The organism is Ruegeria sp. SCP10, assembly GCF_040329495.1.
Lineage (GTDB): Bacteria > Pseudomonadota > Alphaproteobacteria > Rhodobacterales > Rhodobacteraceae > Ruegeria.
This window is the reverse complement of sequence record NZ_JBDZYF010000001.1, coordinates 153,629-177,388: the sequence shown is the minus strand read 5'-3', so window position 1 is coordinate 177,388 and position 23,760 is coordinate 153,629. Positions and strand designations below refer to the sequence as shown.

The 23,760-nt window shown below is 60.2% G+C and carries 28 protein-coding genes; 6 read left to right on the top strand and 22 right to left on the bottom strand.

Annotated features, from left to right (window positions below):
• Positions 1-39: 39 nt before the first annotated feature.
• Both ABLN87_RS00975 and ABLN87_RS00970 read right to left on the bottom strand, forming a co-directional pair.
• Positions 40-597: a peptidylprolyl isomerase gene (locus ABLN87_RS00975; RefSeq protein WP_353006558.1), complete on the bottom strand. Its 558-nt coding sequence runs from the start codon at positions 595-597 to the stop codon at positions 40-42.
• On the bottom strand, positions 590-1,096 hold the full coding sequence (locus tag ABLN87_RS00970) for a peptidylprolyl isomerase (RefSeq protein WP_353006555.1): 507 nt from the start codon (positions 1,094-1,096) through the stop codon (positions 590-592). The genes ABLN87_RS00975 and ABLN87_RS00970 overlap by 8 nt, the downstream gene beginning before the upstream one ends.
• A gap of 136 nt (positions 1,097-1,232) precedes the next feature.
• Between ABLN87_RS00970 and ABLN87_RS00965 the strand changes: the two genes are divergently transcribed.
• The 5 genes from ABLN87_RS00965 to ABLN87_RS00945 all read left to right on the top strand — a co-directional run bounded on the left by ABLN87_RS00965 (position 1,233) and on the right by ABLN87_RS00945 (position 6,739).
• Positions 1,233-2,423, top strand: coding sequence for a phosphoglycerate kinase (locus tag ABLN87_RS00965; protein ID WP_353006552.1), 1,191 nt, complete (start codon positions 1,233-1,235; stop codon positions 2,421-2,423).
• Positions 2,424-2,573: 150 nt separating this feature from the next.
• Positions 2,574-2,873: an FtsB family cell division protein gene (locus ABLN87_RS00960; protein WP_353006549.1), complete on the top strand. Its 300-nt coding sequence runs from the start codon at positions 2,574-2,576 to the stop codon at positions 2,871-2,873.
• A 176-nt stretch (positions 2,874-3,049) separates the two neighbouring features.
• On the top strand, positions 3,050-4,039 hold the full coding sequence (pdhA, locus tag ABLN87_RS00955; RefSeq protein WP_353006546.1) for a pyruvate dehydrogenase (acetyl-transferring) E1 component subunit alpha: 990 nt from the start codon (positions 3,050-3,052) through the stop codon (positions 4,037-4,039).
• A gap of 15 nt (positions 4,040-4,054) precedes the next feature.
• The gene (locus tag ABLN87_RS00950) at positions 4,055-5,425 is read left to right on the top strand and encodes a pyruvate dehydrogenase complex E1 component subunit beta (RefSeq protein WP_353006543.1); all 1,371 of its coding nucleotides are present in this window, start codon (positions 4,055-4,057) and stop codon (positions 5,423-5,425) included.
• Positions 5,426-5,437: 12 nt separating this feature from the next.
• A complete protein-coding gene (locus ABLN87_RS00945; protein ID WP_353006540.1) occupies positions 5,438-6,739 on the top strand; it encodes a pyruvate dehydrogenase complex dihydrolipoamide acetyltransferase in 1,302 nt (433 codons plus the stop codon).
• A gap of 69 nt (positions 6,740-6,808) precedes the next feature.
• On the opposite strand, the gene cysE is transcribed toward ABLN87_RS00945, so the two are convergent.
• On the bottom strand, positions 6,809-7,618 hold the full coding sequence (gene cysE / locus ABLN87_RS00940; protein ID WP_353006537.1) for a serine O-acetyltransferase: 810 nt from the start codon (positions 7,616-7,618) through the stop codon (positions 6,809-6,811).
• Positions 7,619-7,702: 84 nt separating this feature from the next.
• On the opposite strand from cysE, the gene ABLN87_RS00935 reads away from it, so the two are divergent.
• Entirely contained in the window at positions 7,703-8,041 is a 339-nt protein-coding gene (locus ABLN87_RS00935; protein ID WP_353006534.1) for a TraR/DksA family transcriptional regulator, read from the top strand.
• On the opposite strand, the gene ABLN87_RS00930 is transcribed toward ABLN87_RS00935, so the two are convergent.
• The 19 genes from ABLN87_RS00930 to ABLN87_RS00840 all read right to left on the bottom strand — a co-directional run bounded on the left by ABLN87_RS00930 (position 8,022) and on the right by ABLN87_RS00840 (position 23,743).
• The gene (locus ABLN87_RS00930) at positions 8,022-8,318 is read right to left on the bottom strand and encodes a hypothetical protein (protein ID WP_353006532.1); all 297 of its coding nucleotides are present in this window, start codon (positions 8,316-8,318) and stop codon (positions 8,022-8,024) included. The two genes, ABLN87_RS00935 and ABLN87_RS00930, sit on opposite strands and share 20 nt — an antisense overlap.
• Positions 8,319-8,327: 9 nt before the next feature.
• Positions 8,328-12,275, bottom strand: coding sequence for a baseplate multidomain protein megatron (locus tag ABLN87_RS00925; RefSeq protein ID WP_353006529.1), 3,948 nt, complete (start codon positions 12,273-12,275; stop codon positions 8,328-8,330).
• A complete protein-coding gene (locus ABLN87_RS00920; RefSeq protein WP_353006526.1) occupies positions 12,275-12,721 on the bottom strand; it encodes an NlpC/P60 family protein in 447 nt (148 codons plus the stop codon). Before ABLN87_RS00920 ends, ABLN87_RS00925 begins: the two co-directional genes overlap by 1 nt.
• On the bottom strand, positions 12,718-13,605 hold the full coding sequence (locus tag ABLN87_RS00915; RefSeq protein ID WP_353006523.1) for a DUF2163 domain-containing protein: 888 nt from the start codon (positions 13,603-13,605) through the stop codon (positions 12,718-12,720). The genes ABLN87_RS00920 and ABLN87_RS00915 overlap by 4 nt, the downstream gene beginning before the upstream one ends.
• A complete protein-coding gene (locus ABLN87_RS00910; RefSeq protein WP_353006520.1) occupies positions 13,605-14,237 on the bottom strand; it encodes a DUF2460 domain-containing protein in 633 nt (210 codons plus the stop codon). The genes ABLN87_RS00915 and ABLN87_RS00910 overlap by 1 nt, the downstream gene beginning before the upstream one ends.
• A 15-nt stretch (positions 14,238-14,252) precedes the next feature.
• A complete protein-coding gene (locus ABLN87_RS00905) occupies positions 14,253-14,915 on the bottom strand; it encodes a phage tail tape measure protein (protein WP_353006517.1) in 663 nt (220 codons plus the stop codon).
• A complete protein-coding gene (locus tag ABLN87_RS00900) occupies positions 14,902-15,111 on the bottom strand; it encodes a rcc01693 family protein (protein ID WP_353006514.1) in 210 nt (69 codons plus the stop codon). The genes ABLN87_RS00905 and ABLN87_RS00900 overlap by 14 nt, the downstream gene beginning before the upstream one ends.
• The gene (locus ABLN87_RS00895) at positions 15,108-15,428 is read right to left on the bottom strand and encodes a gene transfer agent family protein (RefSeq protein WP_353006511.1); all 321 of its coding nucleotides are present in this window, start codon (positions 15,426-15,428) and stop codon (positions 15,108-15,110) included. The genes ABLN87_RS00900 and ABLN87_RS00895 overlap by 4 nt, the downstream gene beginning before the upstream one ends.
• Before the next feature lie 4 nt (positions 15,429-15,432).
• Positions 15,433-15,846 carry a phage major tail protein, TP901-1 family gene (locus ABLN87_RS00890; RefSeq protein ID WP_170530581.1) on the bottom strand — a complete coding sequence of 138 codons (414 nt, stop codon included), beginning with the start codon at positions 15,844-15,846 and terminating at the stop codon, positions 15,433-15,435.
• 20 nt (positions 15,847-15,866) lie between these two features.
• Entirely contained in the window at positions 15,867-16,280 is a 414-nt protein-coding gene (locus ABLN87_RS00885; protein ID WP_353006508.1) for a DUF3168 domain-containing protein, read from the bottom strand.
• Complete coding sequence (locus ABLN87_RS00880; protein WP_353006505.1) at positions 16,277-16,615, bottom strand: phage head closure protein; 339 nt, start codon at positions 16,613-16,615, stop codon at positions 16,277-16,279. The genes ABLN87_RS00885 and ABLN87_RS00880 overlap by 4 nt, the downstream gene beginning before the upstream one ends.
• A complete protein-coding gene (locus ABLN87_RS00875; protein ID WP_353006502.1) occupies positions 16,612-17,211 on the bottom strand; it encodes a head-tail connector protein in 600 nt (199 codons plus the stop codon). Before ABLN87_RS00875 ends, ABLN87_RS00880 begins: the two co-directional genes overlap by 4 nt.
• 175 nt (positions 17,212-17,386) lie before the next feature.
• Positions 17,387-18,565 (bottom strand): phage major capsid protein, encoded by a 1,179-nt coding sequence (locus tag ABLN87_RS00870; protein ID WP_353006499.1) that lies wholly within the window; start codon positions 18,563-18,565, stop codon positions 17,387-17,389.
• Between the two features lie 35 nt (positions 18,566-18,600).
• Positions 18,601-19,158 carry an HK97 family phage prohead protease gene (locus ABLN87_RS00865; protein WP_353008359.1) on the bottom strand — a complete coding sequence of 186 codons (558 nt, stop codon included), beginning with the start codon at positions 19,156-19,158 and terminating at the stop codon, positions 18,601-18,603.
• A gap of 14 nt (positions 19,159-19,172) precedes the next feature.
• Positions 19,173-19,391 (bottom strand): GTA head formation protein, RCAP_rcc01685 family, encoded by a 219-nt coding sequence (locus ABLN87_RS00860; protein WP_353006496.1) that lies wholly within the window; start codon positions 19,389-19,391, stop codon positions 19,173-19,175.
• On the bottom strand, positions 19,384-20,544 hold the full coding sequence (locus ABLN87_RS00855) for a phage portal protein (protein WP_353006493.1): 1,161 nt from the start codon (positions 20,542-20,544) through the stop codon (positions 19,384-19,386). Before ABLN87_RS00855 ends, ABLN87_RS00860 begins: the two co-directional genes overlap by 8 nt.
• A gap of 168 nt (positions 20,545-20,712) precedes the next feature.
• Entirely contained in the window at positions 20,713-21,375 is a 663-nt protein-coding gene (locus ABLN87_RS00850; protein WP_353006489.1) for a hypothetical protein, read from the bottom strand.
• Positions 21,376-21,453: 78 nt separating this feature from the next.
• The gene (locus tag ABLN87_RS00845) at positions 21,454-22,680 is read right to left on the bottom strand and encodes a DNA-packaging protein (RefSeq protein ID WP_353008358.1); all 1,227 of its coding nucleotides are present in this window, start codon (positions 22,678-22,680) and stop codon (positions 21,454-21,456) included.
• 595 nt (positions 22,681-23,275) lie between these two features.
• Complete coding sequence (locus tag ABLN87_RS00840; protein WP_353006486.1) at positions 23,276-23,743, bottom strand: Lrp/AsnC family transcriptional regulator; 468 nt, start codon at positions 23,741-23,743, stop codon at positions 23,276-23,278.
• Between the last annotated feature and the right edge of the window lie 17 nt (positions 23,744-23,760).

The window sequence follows — 23,760 nt, the reverse complement described above, 5'->3', positions numbered from 1 at the left end:
GGGGTGACCCGGCGCATTGGCGCGCGCCGGGCCAATCTTTTATTCGGTTACAGTGACGGTTTTCATCACATCCGGCTGACCCGAAACAGCACCCGATTCAGGATGACCACGCTTGATCGCATCAACCACATCCATGCCTTCGGTGACCTGACCGACAACCGTGTACTGACCATTCAGAAACGGCCCCGGTTCAAACATGATGAAGAATTGCGAGTTGGCGCTGTTGGGGTCCTGCGACCGCGCCATGCCAACGACACCACGATCAAAGCTGACATCCGAGAACTCTGCCGGTACGTCCGGGCGATCCGACCCGCCACGGCCCGCATAGCGCATGTCAAACGCCTCATCGCTTTGATCGCCATATTGCACATCGCCGGTTTGGGCCATGAACCCGTCGATCACGCGGTGAAACACCACACCGTCATATTGGCCTTCGCCGGCCAAAGCGGTGATCTGTTCGACATGTTGCGGGGCGACATCTTCGAACAGGTCAACGAGGATGGTGCCGTTGGCCCCTTCCCCTTCGACCTCGATCTGCAGGCCTGTGGCCAAGGCCGGGCTGGCCAGCAAAGTGAAAACGACAGCCAGCTTACGCATCTGCGGCCACTTTCACGCTGATCATGCGATCAGGCTGCATCGGCGGCTCGCCTCGCACGATGGCGTCTACATGTTCCATGCCGTCGATGACACGGCCATATACGGTGTACTGACCGTTCAGAAAGTGGTTGTCCTTGAAGTTGATGAAGAACTGCGAGTTGGCCGAGTCCGGATTCTGCGAACGCGCTGCACCCAGAGTACCCCGGTCATGCGGCAGTTTCGAGAACTCTGCCGGAACGTTCGGCAACGAAGACCCGCCTGTGCCCGCCATGCGAATGTTGAACCCGTCTTCCATGTCGCCATGCTGGACGTCGCCGGTTTGCGCCATGAAGCCGTCGATCACACGGTGAAAAGCCACGTTGTCATACTCGCCACCACGGGCCAGTTCCTTCATCCGTGCGCTGTGCTGAGGGGCCACATCGGGCAGCAGCTCGATCACGACATTGCCGTCTTTCAGCTCGATGATGATGGTGTTTTCGGGATCCTTGATTTCGGCCATCTGGCCCTCCTGTCGTTTTATCTTGCGCAAATACCTATGCGCCGGGCGCGTGAAAGCCAAGTGACGCATTGACCTGAGGGCAAAATGAAGGAAAAGAACCGCCTAAATCGGTAACAAACGCACGAAGGATTGCACGATGGGCTGGAAAACGCTGGACGACATGGACCTGAACGGCAAACGCGTTCTGGTGCGCGTGGACATCAACGTGCCCGTCGTGGACGGTGTCGTGACGGACGCCACCCGCATTGAGCGGATCGTGCCCACCGTGCGCGATATTCTGGCCGCAGGCGGCAAACCGATCTTGCTGGCACATTTCGGGCGACCGGGTGGTGAGCGACGCGAGAACCTATCTCTGAAACAGTTGGTGCCAACACTGGAAAGCGCCTTTGACACGGCCGTCCTGTTTGCCGCTGATTGCGTCGGAACCGAGGCGGAACTGGCCGCAGAGGCCCTGCAACCGGGTCAAGTTCTGCTGTTGGAAAACACTCGCTTTCACGCGGCAGAAACCAAGAACGATGCTGATCTGGCCGCAGGCATGGCCAAGCTGGGCGACGTCTATTGCAACGACGCGTTTTCAGCCGCACACCGTGCCCATAGCTCGACCGAAGCGCTAGCCCGTCTTCTACCCGCCTGTGCAGGCCGCTTGATGCAAGCTGAACTGCAAGCGTTGGAAGGTGCCTTGGGCGCGCCAAAACGCCCTGTGACGGCAGTTGTGGGTGGCGCGAAAGTGTCGACCAAGCTGGAACTGCTAGGCAACCTGATCGACAAGGTAGACTATCTGGTGATCGGTGGCGGCATGGCGAATACCTTTCTCGTTGCGCAAGGGATCAATGTCGGAAAATCGCTGGCCGAGCGTGATATGAAAGATACCGCAGCTGAAATAATGGCAAAGGCCGAAACCTCGGGCTGCACCATCGTCCTGCCCATCGACATCGTGGTGGCCGAAAGCTTCGCGGCTCATGCGCCGCATCAGGTGCTGCCCGCAGATCAATGCACCGAGGAGGGCATGATCCTGGATGCCGGTCCCGAAAGCGTTGCGGCAATTTCCGAGATCTTCGCGAAAAGCCAGACCCTGATCTGGAACGGCCCTCTGGGTGCGTTTGAACTGGAACCGTTTGATATGGCCACAAACGCAGCCGCGCTGAAAGCCGCCGCGCTGACACGCGCAGGCCAGTTGGTGTCGGTCGCAGGTGGGGGCGATACGGTTGCGGCGCTCAACGCATCCGGCGCTGCAGCGGATTTCTCGTATATCTCAACAGCGGGCGGAGCATTTCTGGAATGGATGGAGGGCAAAACCCTGCCCGGAGTTGCTGCGCTGGAGCAATAGCCCTGTTTTGCGGGCCGTCGAATAATCTGATTTTCCCGCAAGATTTTGCGAATCAGGGGATTCACAAGCCGAATCACCTGTGACATAGTGCTGCCAGAGGTTCGCAAAGGACCCGTTATTGAGGCAAGTTTTCATACGGCGGTAAACAGAGTGTCCCGTTCCAATCGCCCCGGTTTGGGCTCAGTCGCATTTTTCTCGGTGGCTTTCATGCTGGGTGTCTATTTCACCTTTGCCGCCGTGCAGGGCGACTATGGCCTGTTCCGACGGGTCGAGATTGCAGCGGAACGGGACGCTCTGTCACGCGACTTGACCAAGCTTGAAACCGAGATCGTCGAGATGGAAAACCTGACGCGCCGCCTGTCAGATACCTATCTGGATCTTGACCTGCTGGATCAACAGGCGCGGTCAATCCTGGGCATGATCCGCGCAGATGAGATTGTGATCCGTTAAGACGGACCAAGCTATCGTCCAATTCCCTGTCTTTCTTCGCAAACAAACCGGTTACGCCCTAGCCGGTCGCCACGCCGTGCGACGCTGCGTCAGATTTCCCCTCGCCAGAATGCCCGAAATGCTTTATGAGATAGTTTAACGCTAAACTATCTGTCCGAAAGGGAGAGGTCGCCAAGATGGCTGCGCGAAAAACCACAAAGAAACCAAATGTTTCTGCGGAAGAACTCAAGACATACTACCGCGAGATGCTTCTGATCCGCCGATTCGAGGAAAAGGCTGGTCAGCTCTATGGAATGGGTCTGATCGGTGGGTTCTGCCACCTCTATATCGGACAGGAAGCGGTTGTTGTCGGTCTGGAGGCGGCCGCCAAGGAAGGCGACAAGCGGATCACCTCGTACCGCGATCACGGTCATATGTTGGCCTGCGGCATGGATCCGGGCGGCGTGATGGCCGAACTGACCGGGCGCGAGGGCGGTTTGTCCAAGGGCAAAGGCGGCTCGATGCACATGTTCTCGAAAGAGAAGCATTTCTACGGCGGCCACGGCATCGTAGGTGCGCAGGTCCCGCTAGGTGCCGGGCTGGCCTTTGCGGACAAGTACAAAGAAAACGGCGGCGTGACATTCACCTATTTCGGAGACGGTGCCGCCAACCAGGGTCAGGTTTATGAGACCTTCAACATGGCCGCTCTTTGGGACTTGCCTGTCGTATTCGTGATCGAGAACAACCAATACGCCATGGGCACCGCGCAGGCGCGCTCGACATCGTCTGCCGATATTTATCACCGCGGTCAGGCTTTCGGCATTCCCGGTGAGATGGTCAACGGTATGGATGTGCTGGCCGTTAAAGAAGCGGGCGAAAAGGCTGTCGCCCACTGCCGCGCGGGCAAGGGCCCTTACATCCTTGAGGTCAAGACCTACCGCTATCGCGGCCACTCGATGTCCGACCCGGCCAAATACCGCACCCGCGAAGAGGTTCAGAAGGTCCGCGAACAAAGCGACCCGATCGAACATGTGCGCGAACTGCTGCTGACCGGCAAACACGCGACCGAGGATGATCTGAAAGCGATCGACAAAGAGATCAAAGAGGTCGTCAATCAGGCCGCCGAATTCTCGAAAGAAAGCCCCGAGCCTTCCGTCGAAGAGCTCTGGACCGATATTTACGCCTGAGAGGACGAATAAGACATGGCAACCGAAATTCTTATGCCCGCCCTTTCGCCCACGATGGAAGAGGGCACGCTGGCCAAGTGGCTGGTCAAAGAAGGCGACACCGTATCTTCCGGCGACATCATGGCCGAGATCGAAACCGACAAGGCGACCATGGAGTTCGAAGCTGTCGATGAAGGCATCGTTGGCAAAATCCTGATCGCGGAAGGCACCGAGGGGGTCAAGGTGAATACCCCTATCGCGGTGCTGGTGGAAGAAGGCGAAGACGCCTCCGCCCTGCCCGCGGCTGCGCCCGCAGCCGCAGCGGTGGCCGAAGCCGCCCCTGCGGCGGTTGAGGCCCCCGCTCCTGCCGCTGCCCCGGCAGCTCCGGTGGTGGACCTATCGCCGGATTGGCCCGCCGATGCCGAAATGAAATCCGAAACCGTCCGCGAAGCACTACGCGATGCGATGGCCGAGGAAATGCGCGGCGACGAAGACGTCTACCTGATGGGCGAAGAAGTCGCCGAGTATCAGGGCGCCTATAAGATCAGCCAGGGTCTTTTGGACGAGTTCGGCCCCAAACGCGTGATCGATACCCCGATCACAGAGCATGGCTTTGCCGGTATCGCGGTTGGTTCAGCCTTTGGTGGCCTGAAACCCATTGTCGAGTTCATGACCTTCAACTTCGCCATGCAGGCGATTGACCAGATCATCAACTCTGCGGCCAAGACGCTGTATATGTCCGGTGGTCAGATGGGCTGCCCCATCGTGTTCCGCGGCCCCAACGGTGCCGCCGCCCGCGTGGCCGCGCAGCACTCACAGGACTACGCCGCATGGTACATGCAGATCCCCGGCCTGAAAGTCGTGATGCCTTATTCCGCAGCTGACGCCAAAGGCCTGCTGAAATCGGCGATCCGCGATCCCAACCCGGTGATCTTCCTGGAAAACGAAATCCTCTACGGACGCACATTCGACGTGCCGCAAGTGGATGACCTGTCCATTCCTCTGGGCAAGGCCCGCATCTGGCGCGAAGGCTCGGATGTGACCATCGTCAGTTTCGGCATCGGCATGCAATATGCCCTCGAAGCCGCCGACAAACTCGCCGAAGAAGGCATCAGCGCCGAGGTCATCGACCTGCGCACGATCCGTCCGATGGACACCGGCGCGATCATCAACTCGGTGATGAAAACAAACCGTCTGGTCACGGTCGAAGAAGGCTGGCCGCAAGGCTCGGTCGGCAGCTACATCAGCTCGGTCGTGATGCAGGAAGCGTTCGACTATCTCGACGCGCCGGTCATCAACTGCACCGGCAAGGACGTTCCGATGCCCTATGCCGCGAACCTGGAAAAGCTGGCCCTGATCACCACGGATGAGGTGATCGCGGCGGTCAAACAAGTGACCTACCGGTAAGGAGCGACACAGATGCCCACAGAAATTCTGATGCCCGCCCTGTCGCCAACCATGGAGGAAGGCACGCTTGCCAAATGGCTGGTCAAAGAGGGTGACACCGTCTCCTCCGGCGACCTGCTGGCAGAGATCGAAACCGACAAGGCCACGATGGAGTTCGAAGCCGTTGACGAAGGCACCATCGGCAAGATCCTGATCGCCGAGGGTACCGAAGGCGTCAAGGTCAACACCGCCATCGCGGTCCTGCTGGAAGATGGCGAAAGCGCTGATGATATAGCGGCCACGCCTGCCGCAACGCCTCGGGCGGCCCCAGCCGCCGCGGGCAACGAGGCTGCCGCGCCAGCAGCGGCACCCGAGGCGCTCGCCCCTGCTCCGGCGGCTCCGGTCAAGGCAGATGGCGGTCGTATCTTCGCCTCGCCGCTGGCCCGTCGCATCGCTGCGCAAAAAGGTCTCGATCTCGCGCAGATCACAGGCTCCGGCCCGCATGGCCGGATCGTCAAGGCCGATGTCGAAGGCGCAACCGCAACGGCACCTGCCGCCGCGCCGGCACCCGCCGCAGCGGCTCCGGTGGCTGCTGCTCCGGCTGGCCCATCGGCAGATGCGGTCGCCCGGATGTACGAAGGGCGCGACTACGAAGAAATCAAACTCGACGGAATGCGCAAAACCATCGCCGCGCGCCTGTCCGAGGCCAAACAGACAATCCCGCATTTCTACTTGCGCCGCGACATCAAGCTGGACGCCCTGCTGAAATTCCGCAGCCAGTTGAACAAGCAATTGGAAGGCCGTGGCGTCAAGCTCAGCGTCAATGACTTCATCATCAAGGCTGTCGCCAACGCGCTGCAACAGGTTCCGGCTTGCAATGCGGTTTGGGCAGGTGATCGGGTTCTGCAATTGAAACCTTCGGATGTGGCCGTTGCGGTTGCCATCGAAGGCGGCTTGTTCACCCCGGTCCTGCAGGACGCCGACACCAAGTCGCTGTCAGCGCTGTCAACCGAAATGAAAGACCTCGCCAGTCGTGCCCGCGAGCGAAAGCTGGCGCCGCATGAATATCAGGGTGGCACTTTCGCGGTCTCGAACCTGGGCATGTTCGGCATCGACAATTTCGACGCTATCGTGAACCCGCCACATGCCGGTATTCTGGCCGTCGGTTCGGGGGTTAAGAAGCCTGTTGTTGGTGATGACGGAGAACTGGCAGTTGCCACTGTCATGTCGGTGACCATGTCCGTCGATCATCGGGTCATCGATGGTGCACTTGGAGCCGAATTGCTGCAGGCTATCGTCGACAATCTGGAGAACCCGATGGTCATGTTGGCCTAAGCGCAGCCGACCAAAAAACAAAGGCCGCCACGATATCCGAGGCGGCCTTTTGCGTTTATCTATATCAAACTACTGGTCTTTGCCGAGCATGTGATCCATCGAGATCGAAGGTTGATCACAACCAGCCTCGCCTACAATCTTGGCAGGTATGCCAGCAACGGTTTTGCAAGATGGCACGGGCTGCAGAACCACAGACCCCGCAGCAATGCGGCTGCAATGTCCGACCTCGATATTGCCCAGAACCTTGGCCCCGGCACCGATCAGAACACCATCACCAATCTTGGGATGGCGCTGCTCCTCTTCCTTGCCAGTCCCACCCAGCGTGACCGAATGCAGCATCGAGACATTGTCGCCGACAATCGCAGTCTCACCAATGACGATCGAATGGGCATGGTCGATCATGATCCCTTTGCCGATTTTGGCGGCAGGGTGAATATCGATCCCGAATATCTCGGACGAGCGCATCTGGAAGAAATACGCCAGATCGTGCCGACCCTTACGCCACAGCCAATGCGCCACGCGATAGGCCTGCATTGCCTGATAGCCTTTGAAATACAAGATCGGCTGCAAAAGGCGGTGACAGGCCGGATCACGTTCATAGACGGCCATCAAATCGGCACGCGCTGCTTCGATCAGGCTGGAATCATCGGCATAGGCCTCATCCACGATCTCGCGCAGCACCATCATCGACATCTCATTCGAACACAGTTTGGCCGAAATCCGATAAGACAAAGCCCGCTCGAGACTGCGATGGTGCAAGACACAAGCATGGACGAGTCCGCCCATCAGCGGCTCTTGTTCCACGGCCTCGGTCGCCTCTGAGGTGATGCGGGTCCAAACCGGATCGACCGGCGTTACATGGCTGCGCTTTTCAAACATGGCTTTTGATCCTCTGCTGCGCCTAGAATGCCATTTAGTGACAAAAACACCAAACGCAAACCCGTGATCGGGTCTTCAACAAAAATGAATGAAACAGAACGAAGCCATTTTGACATCCTCATTCGCGCCCGTTTAGCCGAGCTAACGGCGCTTTCGGCATCATCTCAGCAGGCACAGGCCATCGTCGAATTGGACCAACAGGCCGTCGGACGCCTCAGCCGTATGGATGCCTTGCAAAATCAGGCGATGGCCAAAGCGCAGCAAGCCAACCGGGATATCGAAACGCGCCGCCTGAAGGCTGCATTGCAACGTTTGCAAGACGGCGAGTACGGATATTGCGAGGACTGCGGCGATCGAATTCCGGACGGCAGGCTAAAGCTGGATCTGGTGGCCAGCAAATGCGTCAGCTGCGCCTCTGGCTAAGGTGAAAGCGGACCAGCTGACGCAGAACCAGTTCAAAACACTGACAATAGTTCACGTCGTCAAAGCCGGGCTCGTCCACCGGTTTTCGGTTTCGCGCAGCCGCCATCAGCGATCCATTGCCATATAGCGGATGCAAGCGACCGGATGATCTGACATACGCATCGGCCAACTCCGCTTCGGCGATAATCTTCAGGCACAGAGGCTTTCTCTGGCGCTGCGGCACGGCCAACAAGGCCCGCGCCGCAGCACTGAGATCGCCATGAAGTAAAGGGCGCATCAGGCCGGGCTACCCGACCATCACGCGGGCCGAAGCACCCGGACCGTAAATGGCGGAAACCTGCGCAACTTCTACGTCAAACGGCCCGGAGACCCCATCTGCGGCCTGCATCGCGGACGTGTAGGCCCATTGCGTTTGGGTCACCACCTCTTCACGCAGAACCGTTGTGCCGGACCAAGCGCGCACCAGATACGCTTCGGTTTCTTCGCCCAATGGTACGTCCAGACCGGACCAGTCATCGCCGTCCAAACGCGTGCGACGCTCCCAGCCAACGGTATGACCATCGGTGGTCGCCCTTGCCGTCAGATGTGCCGGCGAATAGGGGCGAAGCCCATTGCCATCAAAGGCTTGCACCAGGTGCGTATAGGACGGATCATCATATCCTCGGGTCGCCGGTCCGATGCGATAGTGCTTATCTATCCGCCGCTCGGTCCGCAGCAGGTTGATCTGCGAGACACTGTCATTCAGCAGCACAAAGACAGACCCATCAGGCCAGGCATCCGGCATCAGGGCATCCGTCCCCAGCTGCCCGCGCAATCGCCCCGAAAGCGCGTAGACACCGGGGCTTTCCAGCACCGCGTTCGAGAACTGGAACACTTCCCAATTGCCGGGTGTTCCATCGCCGATGGCCGCAAGGTTCAACCCGTTCAGCAATGCCTCGCGCGGTTGCGACTCCAATTGACCGTCGATCAGCCTGACCCGAAGGATTGGTCCGTCATCCCAGAGCCCGGCAGTGGCGCGCAGCAGCGGCGTTTCGGTCTGGCCAATGGTGGCAGGCGCAGTGATCACGTCGCTGAGCGTATAGCCCTGATCCGTGGTGGAGCTATAGACCGCCGCGTTGCCCGGCCATGGATCAGCCGAAACGGCCAGATAAGGCGCATGTGGCACCTCGGCCCCGGTGATCAGTGGCAAATCCATAAAGACCGGCAGCACCGGAACGGGTGCAAGATAGGGCTTCACCGAGACCGGGTCCTCTTCGATATCCGGGAGCTTATAGACCCCCGGCTCAACCCGCACCGCATCTGCCAGTTGCAGTTCTGCCGTCTCCATCCGGTCAATCCGGTAGAGCGCGCCCTTGGCTTCGCCCGACAGGCGGACGACATCCCCGGCCCCCAGATGCATCATCGACGGCGGCAGCGCGAACCGGGTGCTATCCCGCGACACGCGCGCCTCGCTAAGCCAGCGTTCCGCTGTTTGTCTTCCCTCACCGCGCGTCATGGAAAGGGGCATCTCATTGACCGAAACGGAATGGGTACTGACATCGGGCAGCACTGCCTCTTCGGCGACGAAATCGTGGTCTGCATCGGACTGGACAAAACGCAGGCGCACGCGACCGGTCATCTCCGCCTCGGCCTCACGACGATATTCGACAGTGCCATCCAGATCGGGGCTGACCGCCAGAAGATCCGGGTTCAGATCTACAGCGCCATAGCCATCCCGCATCTGAAACAGCAACACGCCCTCACGTTCGATGGCGTCGAACCCATAGCGCAGCATCAGTGGTTGGAGGGCGGACCGCGCATTGGTGACGTCTTCGATGACATAGCCACGTACAACGCCATAGAGGCCCGATACGTCGATATCAGTCACCCCGGCGCCATAGCAGATTTCAGTCACGACCGAAGCCAGCGTGCGTGCGCCTGATCGCCCGTTCAGCCAGTGACCGCGCGCATAGTTGCCGCCGTCACTCCATTTCGCGCCTTGGTTCGGGAACGCCGGAAACGGCCGCGCATCCCAAGCCCAGACATAGGCATTGGACATATCCACCATTGGGCCGCCATAGACCGTTGAGGTCGGATTGATCTGAGGATCGCCCCAATAGCTCAGCATGGCCCTAAGGTACTGAACCTGAATGAAATCATCACGCATGCCGTTGGAATAGACAGGCAGTTGAGATTCCGACGATTTTGGATCAAGGAACTTGTTCGGCTGATTGGTGCCCTTGTCGATTGCCGCACAGCCCAGTTCGGTGAACCAGATCGGCTTTGACCCCGGAATCCAATCTGTGGGATTGGCCTGCCGCATACCGTCGATCCGATCGTGATGGGTGTTCAACCACCAGTTCCGCACATCCTTATAGCGCCAGATCCAAGGCTCGTCATACACGCCATCTTCTATCGGAGCACGGATCTGCGCCTCTGCTTCCTCGGGTGAGGCATAGTACCAATCATACCCTTCACCGCCTTCGATGTTGTTGCGCAAATAGTCCAGATCATAGATCGAGGGCGCGCCCGCCTCGGCATCCAGGTGATCCTCACCATCGCGCCAATCGGACAGGGGCATGTAATTGTCGATACCGATGAAATCGATATTGCCATCGGCCCATAGTGGATCGAGGTGGAACAGCCGATCATTGGTACCGGGCGGTTGATAGCCAAAATATTCGCTCCAATCCGCTGCATAGCCGATTTTGGTATCGGGGCCCAAAATGCTGCGCACCTCAGCCGCCAGCGCCCGCAGACGTGCAACAGCCGGGAAACCGCTCGCTCCGCGTATTTGCGTCAACCCGCGCATCTCGGATGCGATACAAAACGAGCTGACCCCACCCGCAGCCTTACACAAGGCTGCATAGTGCAGAATGAACCGATGCAGCCCCCATTCCTGAGGGCCTGAGTAGCTGACAGTGCCATTGCCGATGATGAAATCACTGGCCTTCGCGGTTCCAAAAAACGCGGCAACCTGCGCGTCGGCATCCGCAGTGCCATCGGGGGAACCCGTGCGCCCGGGGGCCTCGCTCAAAGTGATCCGCCCGCGCCAGGGCAGATGTGGCTGATCTGTTGCATCCGACCAGGGGTCGGGCAACCCGTTTCCAGCCGACTGTTCCATCAGGATGAACGGGTAGAACATGACCCGCTTGCCCCATAGCTTCAGATGCCGGATCGCCTCGACGACCGAGGCATCCGTGGGCGTCCCACCATAGACCGGGCGATCATCCTCTCGCGCTACCAACTGCGCCTGGCTGCGTGACAGGCCAGATACGTTCCATGGCATCCCCTGCCCATCTGCATCACGGCGTTCAACCTTGGGACGGATGTCACAGGACCCGCAGCGCAGATCATCCCCGAACCAGGACACGATCAGCGAGGTCGCATCGCATTGCGGCAGCTCATGCGTCAACGCGCGGGTCGAGGTCACCAGATCCGTCCAGCCCGAGGCTGAGCTGGCGTTGGCCGGTGCGCTTTTGCCGTAACCAAGCGCATAGTTCACCTGCGAGCTGGCCAAGGCGTATTCACCCGACCCGGGCATCATGGCAACACCCCGTACCAACTCTTGCACCGAGGTGTCGCGATCCGGCAGGTCCGTTTGCGGTGGGCGTACGACTTCGAAGGAAAACTGCGGAACACGATTTCCGAAGTTCCCAAGCTGGAAGTCTTCTATCACGACATAGGCCGTACCACGATAGCCTGGCACCTGGCCCGCGCCTTCGATGGATTCGATCAGAGGGTCCGGCAACTGATCGTCAGACCCATGATAGATGCGCATGTTCAGGCTGCTCAGTTCCTGTTCTTCGCCATCGGCCCAGACGCGGCCAACATCTGCGATCTTTCCCGCGCCAACGGCAATCGCCAGCGAGATGGAGTAGCTGTAGGTAACGGTCGTCACCTTGGGCGTCTTCGGCTTGCCTTTGCCGCCGCCGCCACCTTCGGTGGTCTCACTGCGCGTTTCTAGAAAATCCGAAGCCCAGATCACCTGCCCTCCGACCCGCATCCGCCCGAACACGGTCGACACCGGCGCGCCCTCGCCTGTCTCGGTCAGGCGAAACCGATCCATGCGCCCGGTTTCGACGACGTCACTGCCGCCGCCCATCACGGATTGGCTGAGAAGCCGTTGGTCAATCACCCGCCCGATGGTTGCGCCCACGGCACGGCCAATAATGGCGGTCGACAGGCCGGCAATCGTGCCACCGATTGACCCACCTAATGCAGCACCGGCTGCGGAAAGAACTATCGTCGCCATCAGCGGTCCTCCAACGGGAATTCAAAACAGGCCACAATCCGCCGACGCCACGGCTCGCTCAGGGCATTTTCGACAACGCCGTAGCCGGAATAGGCATGAACAAAGCGCGGAACTGCGCCGATGCTGGTCACGATCCCCAAATGCTTTGCGATGCCGCTGTCGCGCATGCGAAACAACACGACATCGCCCGCCGACAGATCCTCAATCGGCTTTTCGATCAAATGACGCTGCGCAGCAGCCCACATCCGTTCCTCACCCTGAGGTTCAGACCAATCCATCGTGTAGATGGGCACTTCTTCCGGCTCATGACCGATTTGCGCGCGCCAAACGCCGCGCAGAAGACCCAGGCAATCCGTGCCTGCCCCCTTGGTCGAAGCCTGATGAACGTAGGGCGTGCCAAGCCAGCTGCGCACCTCGTCCACGATATCCTGTCTGTGTGGTGTCACCGCCTGCTTCCCCCGTTGTTCGAATTGGTCTTTTTGGGCACCGCCATCATCCAATCTTCGCCCGGAAGATCGGGAAAGCCCTGAAAATTCAGAATATTGTTGAACTTCAACCGGCAGGTTGTCATGCGCTTGTCGCAGCCCGCGGTCAGCCGGACCCGGTCGCCAACAGACAGCCCTCCGCCAATTCCGGACCACAAGGTCACCTCGCGCCCGCCATCAACCCTCTGATCCGCTTTGATCGAAGACCAAAGTCCGCGGGCCGTACCGGACAGAACGTCCAGACGACCACGCTCAAACCATGCCGCAGCCGCGTTTTCAGCCCCGTCCACACGGATCAATGTAGCACCGTCAAAGGCCACAGTCTCTGCCTCAAACGAGAACCCCTCGGCGTTGGTATTGAACCGACACACTTTGTCGCCCAGAACCGCCGTACAGGGTTTCTGATAGATGCGCCCAAGCGGACGGTTCAGCAGATCGGTCAGCCCGCGCAGCTCGGCGTGAAATGCCCCGCGCGAGCGGCGCAGCTCTCCAATCGATCCGCGAAACTGCAGGATGCGCTGATCCAGATCGGCCCAGTTGACCAACCAGGCCCGCACCTTTGCGCCATCGAACCGGCCCGCTTCGATATCTTCCTCGCGCACGGCGGCGTCAGACAGCGCGCCCATTGCTTCGGTGTTATCAATCGACAGCCCGGTCGCCTGTTCAATCGCCGCAGCGGTCAGGCCTGTACTGGCCTTGAAGGTCACGCCTTCGAATTCCAGTTCCCGGTCGTGATCCGTAAAGCCATATTCCTGCCCATCCGCGCGCGTGATTGCCCAACAACGGCATACAGTGGTCAGACCGGTCTGAAGATGGGCGTGCAGCCCCTGAACATCCCCGGCCATCAGACACGCACCTCGACCACAGGAACATTTGGCGCGTCACCGGCCTGAAAGCTAGCAACACTGGTCTGAATCTTGTCGGTATCGAACCGCACCGGCACGTCGAACTCGTACCCGGCTGTGATCTCGACACCCTCAGGCGGCGGATCCGCGAACACGACTGCGCCTGTAGTCAGATCAACTTCGAAATCCACGCCTTCTCGAATTTCATCCTGATCCAACCCCAGCACCACGGTGCCCAGCGCCGGCTTGGCAATCGGGCGCACGTAGCTGACACCGCCCGAGGTATAGGTCTTGACCAGCTGAAATTCAGTGCGCACACCATCGCCCAGCGCGATGACCTGATCACCTCGTTCCACACCGGCCGAAGCCAGACCCGATTTGAAATCAGACCAATCCTTCCAACGGAACCCGAACATCTGCCCCTGCCGCGCCTCAAAGAAGGAAATCAGCGTCTCGATATCATCCAGCGACCGCATCCCAAGCCCCGCGTCATAGCGACGGCGCGAATGGGCCCAGGGGGTATTGCGTTCTTCGAATCCGTTGGCCAGCGTCACGATATCTGTGCGCCGCTCGGGACCGCCGACCGAGCCAAAGCTCAGGCTGGCCGGAAATCTGACCTCGTGAAAATTCATGACCTGCTCCCGGTTTTATCTGTTGCGATTGCCGCGCCCCAAAGCGCGGCTCATTTGTGCTGCGATCTGGCCCTGGCTGCGGCGGAACCCATGAACATCGGGTGTTGAGATGTTCATGACGACGTTGACGGCACGCCCGCCGCCTGCGCTGCGAACCCCCAGTTTGCCATCCGCCCCGCGTGCCAATGGCATGATGGCCTCAGGGCCCGCCTCGCCCATCAGGCCAGTGCCGCCGCGCATCGGAAAGGTGGTGGGGCCGCTGATCACACCGCCATTGGCAAAGGGCATCACGCGCCCCTGGCTGAAGCTACCGCCATCGGCAAAAGGCAGAAGCCCCTTCACAAGGCCACCGACCGTACCGGACAACAGCCCACCAAAGTGATCCGTTACCGGCTTGATCGCAGCCGAATAGGCCGTCTGGATCAGCGAATTCTTCAGCACGTCCAGCGCATCAGACAGACTCTTCCCATCCAGCACCACACCATCAAAGGCTTTGCGTAGCCCGCTTGACATCCCCCGCTCCAGCGTGGCGACATCCTTGCCCGTTTCCTCAAACGCAGCGCCGATCCGCTTCATCTGACTGTCAAATGCCGCCGCCATGCTGGCTGCATCACCTAACGAGTCGCCCAGCGCCTCGCCCCGCTCCTGCAGGTCGTCAAACCCATCACGATCCGTCATCACGCTCTCCTTGTTCTCTGTCCGGATATGCTGCTAACAGCGCATCCAGCCCGGCCCGGTTCATCGCGGGCAGCCCGGCACCCTGCCCCAACATCAGCCGCAGCTCGGCCGGGGTCAGACGCCAGAACTGATCCGGCGTCAGCCGCAGCCCGAGGAACCCGGCCCGCATCAGAACGGGCCAGTCAAACCCCCTCATGCGCCACCCGGCACCATGAAGGCCCGCGCCAGCAGCTCAGCCGCGGCCCTGGCTCCGGCCAGGGGCCCACCTTCGATCTCGGCATGCATCACGTCAGCACGGGTCACATCTGAACCGCCCCCGCGCAGCCCCGCCACGATCAGCGCCATTACATCGCCGCTGGAATAACCGCCGCCCTCGAACCGCTGGACCAACTCAACCAATGACCTGGTGTCCAGTTCCTGTTCCAATTCCGCCAAAGCACCCAGCGTCAGCTTGAGCACCCGCCGCTCCCCATTGATGGTCAATGCCACCTCGCCCGTCCACGGATTGGCCATCGGATTACAGCCCTGTAAAGGTCAGCGCGCCGGCGCTTGCTAGACTCATCTCATAGGTCGCCTCACCATTGTGCGAGCCCGCATACTCGATGCCAGTCACCTGAAACGGCCCCTCGACAATGCCGAAATCGGGGATGATCACCTGAAAGCCCGGCGTCTCACCATCAAAGAACAGCTGTCGCGCGCGCTCGTCGGTGCCTTCATCCTTGAAGACGCCCGAGCCCGAGATCGCGGCCGATTTGACCCCCGCCCCCGACAGCAACTCGCGCCAGCCCCCCTGGCTTTCCAGCGTGGTCACATCCACGCTTTCGGCATTGAAACTGATCCGCGTGGCGCGCAGGCCCGCGATGGTTTCGAACAGGCCCGTGCCGTTCATATCCACTTTGACCAACAGGTCTTTTCCGTTCTGGGCAGCCATGTGCTCTCTCCGTTGATTGCTTAGTCGTCTTCCACGCGGGCGCGGAATCTCAGGTCGATCTGGCGGATTGCACCGCCGGTTCCGGTGCGTCGGGCGCTGGCGCGCTCGAACCACAGCCCCACGAGGCGGCCCCGATCCAAACTCAGCCCCGCGCCATCCAGCGCGTCACACACGGCACCGGCCAGTGATTTTGCAGCGCCAAATCCTGCGGCCTCGGACACTACCGAGACCGTGAACCGATGCAGCGCACCTGCGCCGGATTTGTCCGATGCTTCGCGGACCTCTTCCGGGCCCAGCGTCACATAGGTGGCAGGGACCGGCCCGGTCGGCACCGCATCAAAGATTGCACCGCCGGATTGCGCGCTGACATCTGCGTGCCCAGACAATTGCTGAAACACCGCCGCCTGCAACGCGGCTGCTACGCCATAGCTCATGCCGCCACCTCTTCATCTGCGAAACAGGTCAGGTACTGGCCGCGCGGATCCCGATCCGCGACCGCGCGGATCACGAAACGCCGCGTGCCTTCGACAAAACGCTGATCCGGTGTTGGCCGCATCGACGATCCCTCGGGCGCCCCGCGCACTACGATGCGATAACCCACCCGCGATATCGGCACCCCTGCGATGGCCCGTTCGGATCCGCTGCGTGCCGTAACTTCGGCCCAAAGCGTGCCCAGCTCCGTCCAGGTTTCAATGAACCCGCCCGCGCCATCGGCAACACGATCCGGTGTTTCCAGCACCAGCTCGCGGTTCAGACGGGGCGCTGTCATTGCGCCATTCCCGAACCAAAGCGCACCATGCGGTATCGCTGAATCAGGCTGGTAACCCCAAAGGGCATGCACCCATCGCTCAGCGACGTCTCATCGCGGTATTCGTAGTAATGCGCTGCCAGCAGCAGCACCGCCTGTCCCAGATCGGCAGGCAAGCTATCCCAACCTGCGGCCATACCTGCAGTGAAGGCAATCTTCACCGATCCACCCGTTGAAACACTTGGCAAAGACGTTGCCGTAGGTCGCAATCGGGGGCGCTGACTATCGCGCTCCAACCGATAGGCATCGGCATCAAGATCAGTGTCCGCGCCCGTCGCATCTGTCATAGTGACCGCATCAATTGCTGAAACCGGGGCCACGGGCAGTACTTCGCCCGCCGGGTCGCGCCAACAGCTGAGGCTCCAGGAAAAGGTGCGCTCGATCAGCACTTTGCCGGTTCTGGCCTCGATTGCCGCAAGGGCGGCACGCAAGAAGCCTTTCAGAACCTCATCCTGCACATCACTCTCGGCAAACCCCGTGCCCATCCGCAAATGCGCCTTGAACTGATCCACCGGCAGCGTCGCATCCGCGATGGCGGTCTCTTCGATCAACATCATCCATTCACTCCGCAATCTCGGACCCCTCCGGGGCCGTAGTCTTGAAAATGACGGGCACGCGCCGCCCCACGTTGCTCGGACGGAGGGGAGCAGCTAGACAACGCGGGGGATCTCACCCCGGCCCGTACCCGCCGCCCGAAGGACCGGTCGCCCGGCCCCCCGGATCCGTCACCGCTCAGGCGGTGCCGAATTTCAGCAGCTTGATTGCGGCAAAGTCGCTGACATCACCGCCCACGCGCTTGGTTGCGTAGAACAGGACATGCGGCTTGGCGCTGAACGGATCACGCAGCACGCGCAAATCGGGACGCTCGGCAATGGTGTAACCGGCCTGGAAATCGCCAAACGCGATCGAGAAGCTGTCCGAGACCGCATCCGGCATGTCCTCGGCGATCAGAACCGGATAGCCCATCAGACGCGCAGGCTCACCTGCGGCCAGACCATCCGACCACAGGAAACGGCCATCACTATCTTTCAACTTGCGGATCAGACCGGCGGTTTTCGAGTTCATGACGAAGGTGCCATTGACGCGGTATTGCGCGCCCAGCGCATAGACCACATCGACAATCGCATCCGCGTCGATACCACCATCGATGCCGGTGGCGACATAGCCAAGGCTGCCCCAAGACCAACCATCATCCGGCACGGCGCGGTGGATCATCAGACCCTTGGGTTTGTCCACACCATCGCCGTTGATAAACGCCGCTGCTTCGGCACGCGCGAACTTGTCCGCAATGCGACCGGCCAGCCAGCCTTCGACATCAAACGCACTGTCATCCAGCAAGCGCTGCGAGGCTTTGGGCAAGGCGCTCAGCTCGTGCAGCGGGATCGAGATACGGTCAATCGACGGGGTCCCGGTTTCTGCCGTCGCCGAATTCTCATCGGCCCAGCCGGCACCCACATCGGTATGGTCGATCAGCACATCGAACGAGTTCGCCTCGACATTCACAACCGATGCAATCGAACGGATCGACGCGGTCGAATTCAGAACCGATTTGATTGCCTCGGCGGTCTGCGGATCAACCAGATACCCGCCCTCGCTATTCACAGCGGTCGACAGCGATTTGGCCTCGATCTCGAGCCCGCGCAGCCCGTCATCCTCGCCCGAACGCACATAGGCATCAAAAGCTTTCTGATGCGGCGCACCGTCCTCGTTCGCGGCCGCAAGATGCGGGCGTGCCGCGATGGTTGATTTACGATCCAGCATGGTCACTCGCTCTTCTGTCTGTTGCAGTTTGGTTTTAACTTCAGCCTTAAGGCCCTTGAATTCATTCACGAAGCCAGCCATCGCCTGCTTCACCTCCTGAACCAGGGGCGCACCCTCTCCGGTCAAGGCCGGGGTCTCGGTCTTGCTCATCAGCATGTCCTGTTTTTCGGTGGGTTTGAGGCGCGCTAGGTCCGCGCCAGCTCCTGCCGGGCGTCGATGAACACCTCGGCAATACTGCGCAGGGTGTTCTCGGCCTCAGGGTCCACACCCTTGGCCGCCACCCGCGCACTGGTCAGCATCGGGAAGGTCACCAGTGATACCTCCCACAGCTCCAGTTCGGTCAGGACCCGCTGGCCCTTGTCATTCTTCACGGCCCGCTTGGTGCGATAGCCAATCGACAGGCCATCCATTGCCCCCGCACGGATCAGCTCGGCCGCTTCTCGGCCCTTCTGCGTGCTTTCCAGCAGACGCCCTTTGACCCACAGGCCCTTGTCGTCCTCGCGCACCTCATCCCAGACACCGATGGGCTGCGCCGGGTCATGCTGCCACAGCATCTTGACCCGTTGGCCCGCCTCGGCCAGCCCCGCAAGAGAACCGCGATACGCCCCGCGCTGCACCACGTCGCTGCCCTGATCGACCTGCCCGAACAGGCTGGCATAGCCCTCGATCACCGCGTCATCGGTCACCGACAAACCATCGCCAAACCGTGCAAATTTATGTTCCAAATCCATGAACTTCTCCATGTAAACCACTGAACTCATGGCGTTACTGCCAAAAGGGACTGAAAGGCTTGTGCCAAGATCACTGCCGCCACGCCATAGACCGTCAGCCATAACCGCTTCTCCAGCCGCTCCATCATTTCTTCGATCTGATCCAGCCGCCGACACAGATGTGCGTGCTGAATCTCGGCCACCCGCTCGTGCGCGGCCAGCCGCAGGCCTGGCGCACACTCGAACGGAGGATACGGATCACCCATCGCCACGCTCCGGCAGCCCCAGCAACGCGCGTTTCTCGGCATCGCTCAGGAACTCGGCCCCGCTGACCCGCGCCCACTGCGCATCCCGTTCCGACGACAGTGCCGGGACCTGATCCAGATCGGGCTTCAGTACCAATTCCTCGCCCGTAAAGCCCGATAACCACTCAGCCACCGCCGCCGCCACCCGCGTCACCAGAGGCAGCACAGTCAGGCGATAAAACGCCCGGTTGGCCTCCTGATAGTTCGAATAGGTCGCGTCGCCCTGGATCCCCAGCAGCATCGGCGGGACCCCAAAGGCCAGCGCGATCTCGCGGGCGGCGGCTTCCTTTGTCTTTTGAAACTCCATATCGGACGGCGAAAAGCCCATCGGCTTCCAATCCAGCCCCCCTTCCAGAACCATCGGTCGCCCGGCATTCCGCGCCCCGCGATAGTTCTGCTCGATCTCGTCCGACAACCGCCGGAACTGATCCTCGGCCATCACCCCATGGCCATCGCCCTTCCACACCAGCGCCCCCGAAGGCCGCGCCGCATTATCCAACAACGATTTCGACCACCGCGACGCGCTGTTATGCACATCAATCGCCATCGCCGCCGCCTGCATCGGCGAGAACCCATAGTGATCATCCTGAGGATGGAACGACTTGAGATGACAGATATTTTCCGCCGCGAACCGGTGCTTCTTGCCACCGACCGCATAGTCATACGCCTTCGGCCAACCATCCGCCCCCGGCACCACGCTCATCCGATCAGATCGCAACACATGCAGCTCAACCGGTAAGCCTTCCTCGGCCTGCACAGCCTCGACATACGCATTACCCGACAGCAGCAACTGCCCGAATAGCGCCTCCATCAACTCCGCCCGCCCCTGCGCCGCATTCGGACGCCGCATCAGCGACAGGATCGGATGTACATCAAACCGCTGCGCCTGATCCTGCAGCACCAAAGGCAAAGCCGCCGCGGCCTCGGCAATCAACTTGACCGAACGGAACCCCACTGGATTCCCCGAAAACCCCGTCCGCGTCAGCGAAACCGCGTCCCTGGGGCTCCACGCCACGCGCCCGCCCGTCTGCCACGCCACCACAGGCCCTGCCGCGCTCGCCTTCGCCTCGGGCGCTGCCTCAGCCGATCCACGACGCAAGAAATCGAATACCATCTGTGCTCCTTTCTGCCGCCGCTCTGCCCGGCTTGTTGAAAGGAGTTATGACGCAGAGAAGTTTAAGCCTTGGGAATGGGGCGTACGGGGGGTGGGCAACAGCGGTAGCAGGACGAGAAACAAACCCTCACAATTCCAACGACCCTCTAACAGAAATGACCTTTGAGATCAGACGTCGTTCGCCGCCTTTCGATCTCCTGCACAAGACCTTATCATCGCAAGCAACTGTTCTGAGTTTGCCAGGTAGTCCAAGTAAATTGGTTCAACACCACGAGCAAACCGTTCCGGATGACCTGTATGCGACAAACCAAACCCTAGGAATTGAACCTGTTGTTCTGAAAGCAGGGTTCCTACCCTTAGCGACGGATAGGGCCGGGTGGGCAGCACCTCGTATGGAAATGTTGTTGAATGTTCGCACGAAACGACAAATAGCCGGGTGCCAAGCCTCCAATTTCTTCCAAAACGACAGATGATTACGCGTGAATCGGTAACGTAGTAAATCAAATTGCTCAGAACAAACTGGCGTTGAGCGGCGAGGTAGGCCGAAAAAGAAAGCAAGGCCAACGTTGCAATACCATACACAAACAAAGCCTTAAATCGACCGAAGCGTGCCTCTGGGTCAGCATCTATGAATGGCAGCGTTGCCCAAAGCGCAACAAGTGCTACTAGAATAAACACTTGTAACTTCCGTTCTTCACCTACAGCTTGAAAAAACTTCAAACCACAACCCGGACGACCCGACCAAAGCAAACGTTCTTTTGGTGTCAGGATTTCTTCCAAACCAGGCGCACGGAGAGCTGTAACTGAAACGAATGACATACGATTGGCCATACAGCGCGTATGTCCCTGAAACCAGAAAAAAAACGGTTTAAAGCACAATAGAAACCATACACCAAAGAAATAGCTTTTTCACAAACTCCGCACCCTAGGCCGCCGATACACCCCCGCGGGCCCCACAATCAACTCATGCAGCGCCCAGACCAGCGCGTCGACCCGGTCGGGTGAGCCCTGCCCCTCGAACCCGCGCGCGGTCATCTGGCACATCTGCTCCTCGAGCGCGTCCAGCCCGGCCACATGGCTCACCCGCCCCTGCTCGTACAACGCTGCCACAGGCTCGGCCCGTGCCACCTTGCCGCGTGAGGCCCGCACCGCGCGGAACGGGACCAGAGGGTCCACCTGCCGCACGACCTCTTCCACCAGTTGCCCGCCCTGATTGACCTCGGCCACCAGCCGTTCGGCTCCAAACTCATCCATCGCATCAATCGCTGCCTGCGCCCAGCCCGCCGGGCCAACGCCCTGCACCGTCCGGTCGGCCAGTACGTAGGCGCGCCAGTCCTCTGGTGGCCCCTGCACCTGAGCGCCGACCACCACGATCCCACAAGCATCCGCATCCGCCCCTGCCGTCACCGCCGGGTCCAGCGCCACCACGATGCGATCCAACGCAGGCACGCGGCTCACCCGTGCCGCCTCCAGCATCGAGCCCGTCCAGAGCGCCCCCTCGGCATCCGACAGCAGCACCCCGTCCAACTCCTGCCGCCCCAGCCGGGTACCGGCATAGCGCGCGCGCACCTCGGCCAGAAACGAGTCCGCAAGATTGGCCCGGTTCGCCTCGGTCGGCGCGTGGGTCTGCACGGTCGACGGCGACGCCAGCAAGTCCTTCAAAACCTTCACATTGCGCGGTGTCGTGGTCACACAGACCCGAGGTTGATCCCCCAACCGCAACGCAAATTGCAACATATCCCAGGTCTCACCCGCCTTCTTCCACTTGGCCAGTTCATCTACCCAAGCCGCATCGAACTGAGGGCCGCGCAACCCTTCGGGGTCATGCGCGGAGAACGCCTGTACCTCAGCCCCGTTGGGCCAGACCAGTTTCCGTTCCGATGCCTTCCACGTAGGCCGACGATCCGACGGCGAGCACTGCAATATCCCGCTATCGCCAAAGATCATCACATCGCGTACCTGATCAAAGGTTTCACCCACCAGAGCCACGCGACAGGCCTCCCCCCTGTCCAACGGCAAAGACCCTTCAACCATCGACCGTACCCATTCCGAGCCCGCGCGCGTCTTGCCCGCACCACGACCGCCCATGATGACCCAGGATCGCCAGTCGCCTTCAGGCGGCAATTGATGCGGCAGCGCCCAGAACTCAAACAGGAAAGGGAGGGCACACAGCCCCCCCTCCCCGATCTCACTCAGAAATCTGTCCTGCACCGCAGCAGGCGCGGAGGCGAGCCAGCCTGCACCCAATTTCAAATCGAGCGCGCTCAAGGTCGAGCGCGTACCCTCCTTGGGCAATTCCGGCTTGTCTATGATGTTGTTCGACAAAGCTTGTCTCCACTTTCTGGCAACTGCGGATCAGCCCCTCTAACTGCCCGAGTTGCTTGGCTGAACCAGCAAGATCTGCATCCTCCCCGGCACCGATCTGTTTGCGCAGGTCTTCCGCCGCTTGCCGCAGATCGCGAATGGACCTCTCAAGCGACTGCAACAAGTCAGCCGTCTGGGAAATCCGCTCCTCCGGGGTAATTAATGTCATGTTTGCCTGTGACCTCATGCGTGAGTTTTCTCCGCACGACAGAAACGAAAAACGGCCGCCGGGTCGCCCCGGGGCCGCTGCCCACTTCTTCTAGCATGACAAAACTTATACGCGATACCGCGCGCAAAGTCAATGTTGCGCGCAACGGCCCGCAACACCCAACGGACGGAAATCGTTAATTTTTCTTAAGGCTCAAGCTCACAAGATCGGTAAAGGCCCACGTGTTTTGGTCTGGCGCAAAACAAAGTTGCTGCGCGTGTCGCGCACCAGCCCTGATTTCAAGAGCCGCTGCATAATAAAATGCTCCAGATCTTCCGGCGTCTTGGCATAAACCTTAAGGATGAAATCATGATCCCCGGTGATCGAGGCGCACTCAACGATCTGCGGCTCTGTTTCAACCAGGCGCAAGAACGAAGATATACTGTCTTCCTGATGATCGCGCAGCGCCACATGTACATAAGCAATCGCATTCAGACCCACCGCCTTGGCCGCGACCTGCGCGCGATATCCCGAAACCACGCCCGCGGCTTCAAGATCACGAACCCTCCGCCAGCATTGCGATGCGGACAGGCCGGTTCGTTCCGCCAATTCCTGCATCGACAGACGGCCACTGACCTGCAGCTCCCGCAGGATTGAAATGTCTGAGGGCTGAAGTATTTCTTTCACTTTTTGCCCTTCGTTGA

Coding starts and splice junctions, on each gene's coding strand:
- ABLN87_RS00975 (WP_353006558.1), bottom strand. CDS start 597: ATGCGTAAGCTGGCTGTCGTTTTCACTTTGCTGGCCAGCCCGGCCTTG.
- ABLN87_RS00970 (WP_353006555.1), bottom strand. CDS start 1,096: ATGGCCGAAATCAAGGATCCCGAAAACACCATCATCATCGAGCTGAAA.
- ABLN87_RS00965 (WP_353006552.1), top strand. CDS start 1,233: ATGGGCTGGAAAACGCTGGACGACATGGACCTGAACGGCAAACGCGTT.
- pdhA (WP_353006546.1), top strand. CDS start 3,050: ATGGCTGCGCGAAAAACCACAAAGAAACCAAATGTTTCTGCGGAAGAA.
- ABLN87_RS00950 (WP_353006543.1), top strand. CDS start 4,055: ATGGCAACCGAAATTCTTATGCCCGCCCTTTCGCCCACGATGGAAGAG.
- ABLN87_RS00945 (WP_353006540.1), top strand. CDS start 5,438: ATGCCCACAGAAATTCTGATGCCCGCCCTGTCGCCAACCATGGAGGAA.
- cysE (WP_353006537.1), bottom strand. CDS start 7,618: ATGTTTGAAAAGCGCAGCCATGTAACGCCGGTCGATCCGGTTTGGACC.
- ABLN87_RS00935 (WP_353006534.1), top strand. CDS start 7,703: ATGAATGAAACAGAACGAAGCCATTTTGACATCCTCATTCGCGCCCGT.
- ABLN87_RS00930 (WP_353006532.1), bottom strand. CDS start 8,318: ATGCGCCCTTTACTTCATGGCGATCTCAGTGCTGCGGCGCGGGCCTTG.
- ABLN87_RS00925 (WP_353006529.1), bottom strand. CDS start 12,275: ATGGCGACGATAGTTCTTTCCGCAGCCGGTGCTGCATTAGGTGGGTCA.
- ABLN87_RS00915 (WP_353006523.1), bottom strand. CDS start 13,605: ATGGCCGGGGATGTTCAGGGGCTGCACGCCCATCTTCAGACCGGTCTG.
- ABLN87_RS00910 (WP_353006520.1), bottom strand. CDS start 14,237: ATGAATTTTCACGAGGTCAGATTTCCGGCCAGCCTGAGCTTTGGCTCG.
- ABLN87_RS00905 (WP_353006517.1), bottom strand. CDS start 14,915: ATGACGGATCGTGATGGGTTTGACGACCTGCAGGAGCGGGGCGAGGCG.
- ABLN87_RS00900 (WP_353006514.1), bottom strand. CDS start 15,111: ATGAGGGGGTTTGACTGGCCCGTTCTGATGCGGGCCGGGTTCCTCGGG.
- ABLN87_RS00895 (WP_353006511.1), bottom strand. CDS start 15,428: ATGGCCAATCCGTGGACGGGCGAGGTGGCATTGACCATCAATGGGGAG.
- ABLN87_RS00890 (WP_170530581.1), bottom strand. CDS start 15,846: ATGGCTGCCCAGAACGGAAAAGACCTGTTGGTCAAAGTGGATATGAAC.
- ABLN87_RS00885 (WP_353006508.1), bottom strand. CDS start 16,280: ATGAGCTATGGCGTAGCAGCCGCGTTGCAGGCGGCGGTGTTTCAGCAA.
- ABLN87_RS00880 (WP_353006505.1), bottom strand. CDS start 16,615: ATGACAGCGCCCCGTCTGAACCGCGAGCTGGTGCTGGAAACACCGGAT.
- ABLN87_RS00875 (WP_353006502.1), bottom strand. CDS start 17,211: ATGATGTTGATCGAAGAGACCGCCATCGCGGATGCGACGCTGCCGGTG.
- ABLN87_RS00870 (WP_353006499.1), bottom strand. CDS start 18,565: ATGAGCAAGACCGAGACCCCGGCCTTGACCGGAGAGGGTGCGCCCCTG.
- ABLN87_RS00865 (WP_353008359.1), bottom strand. CDS start 19,158: ATGGAGAAGTTCATGGATTTGGAACATAAATTTGCACGGTTTGGCGAT.
- ABLN87_RS00860 (WP_353006496.1), bottom strand. CDS start 19,391: ATGGGTGATCCGTATCCTCCGTTCGAGTGTGCGCCAGGCCTGCGGCTG.
- ABLN87_RS00855 (WP_353006493.1), bottom strand. CDS start 20,544: ATGGTATTCGATTTCTTGCGTCGTGGATCGGCTGAGGCAGCGCCCGAG.
- ABLN87_RS00850 (WP_353006489.1), bottom strand. CDS start 21,375: ATGGCCAATCGTATGTCATTCGTTTCAGTTACAGCTCTCCGTGCGCCT.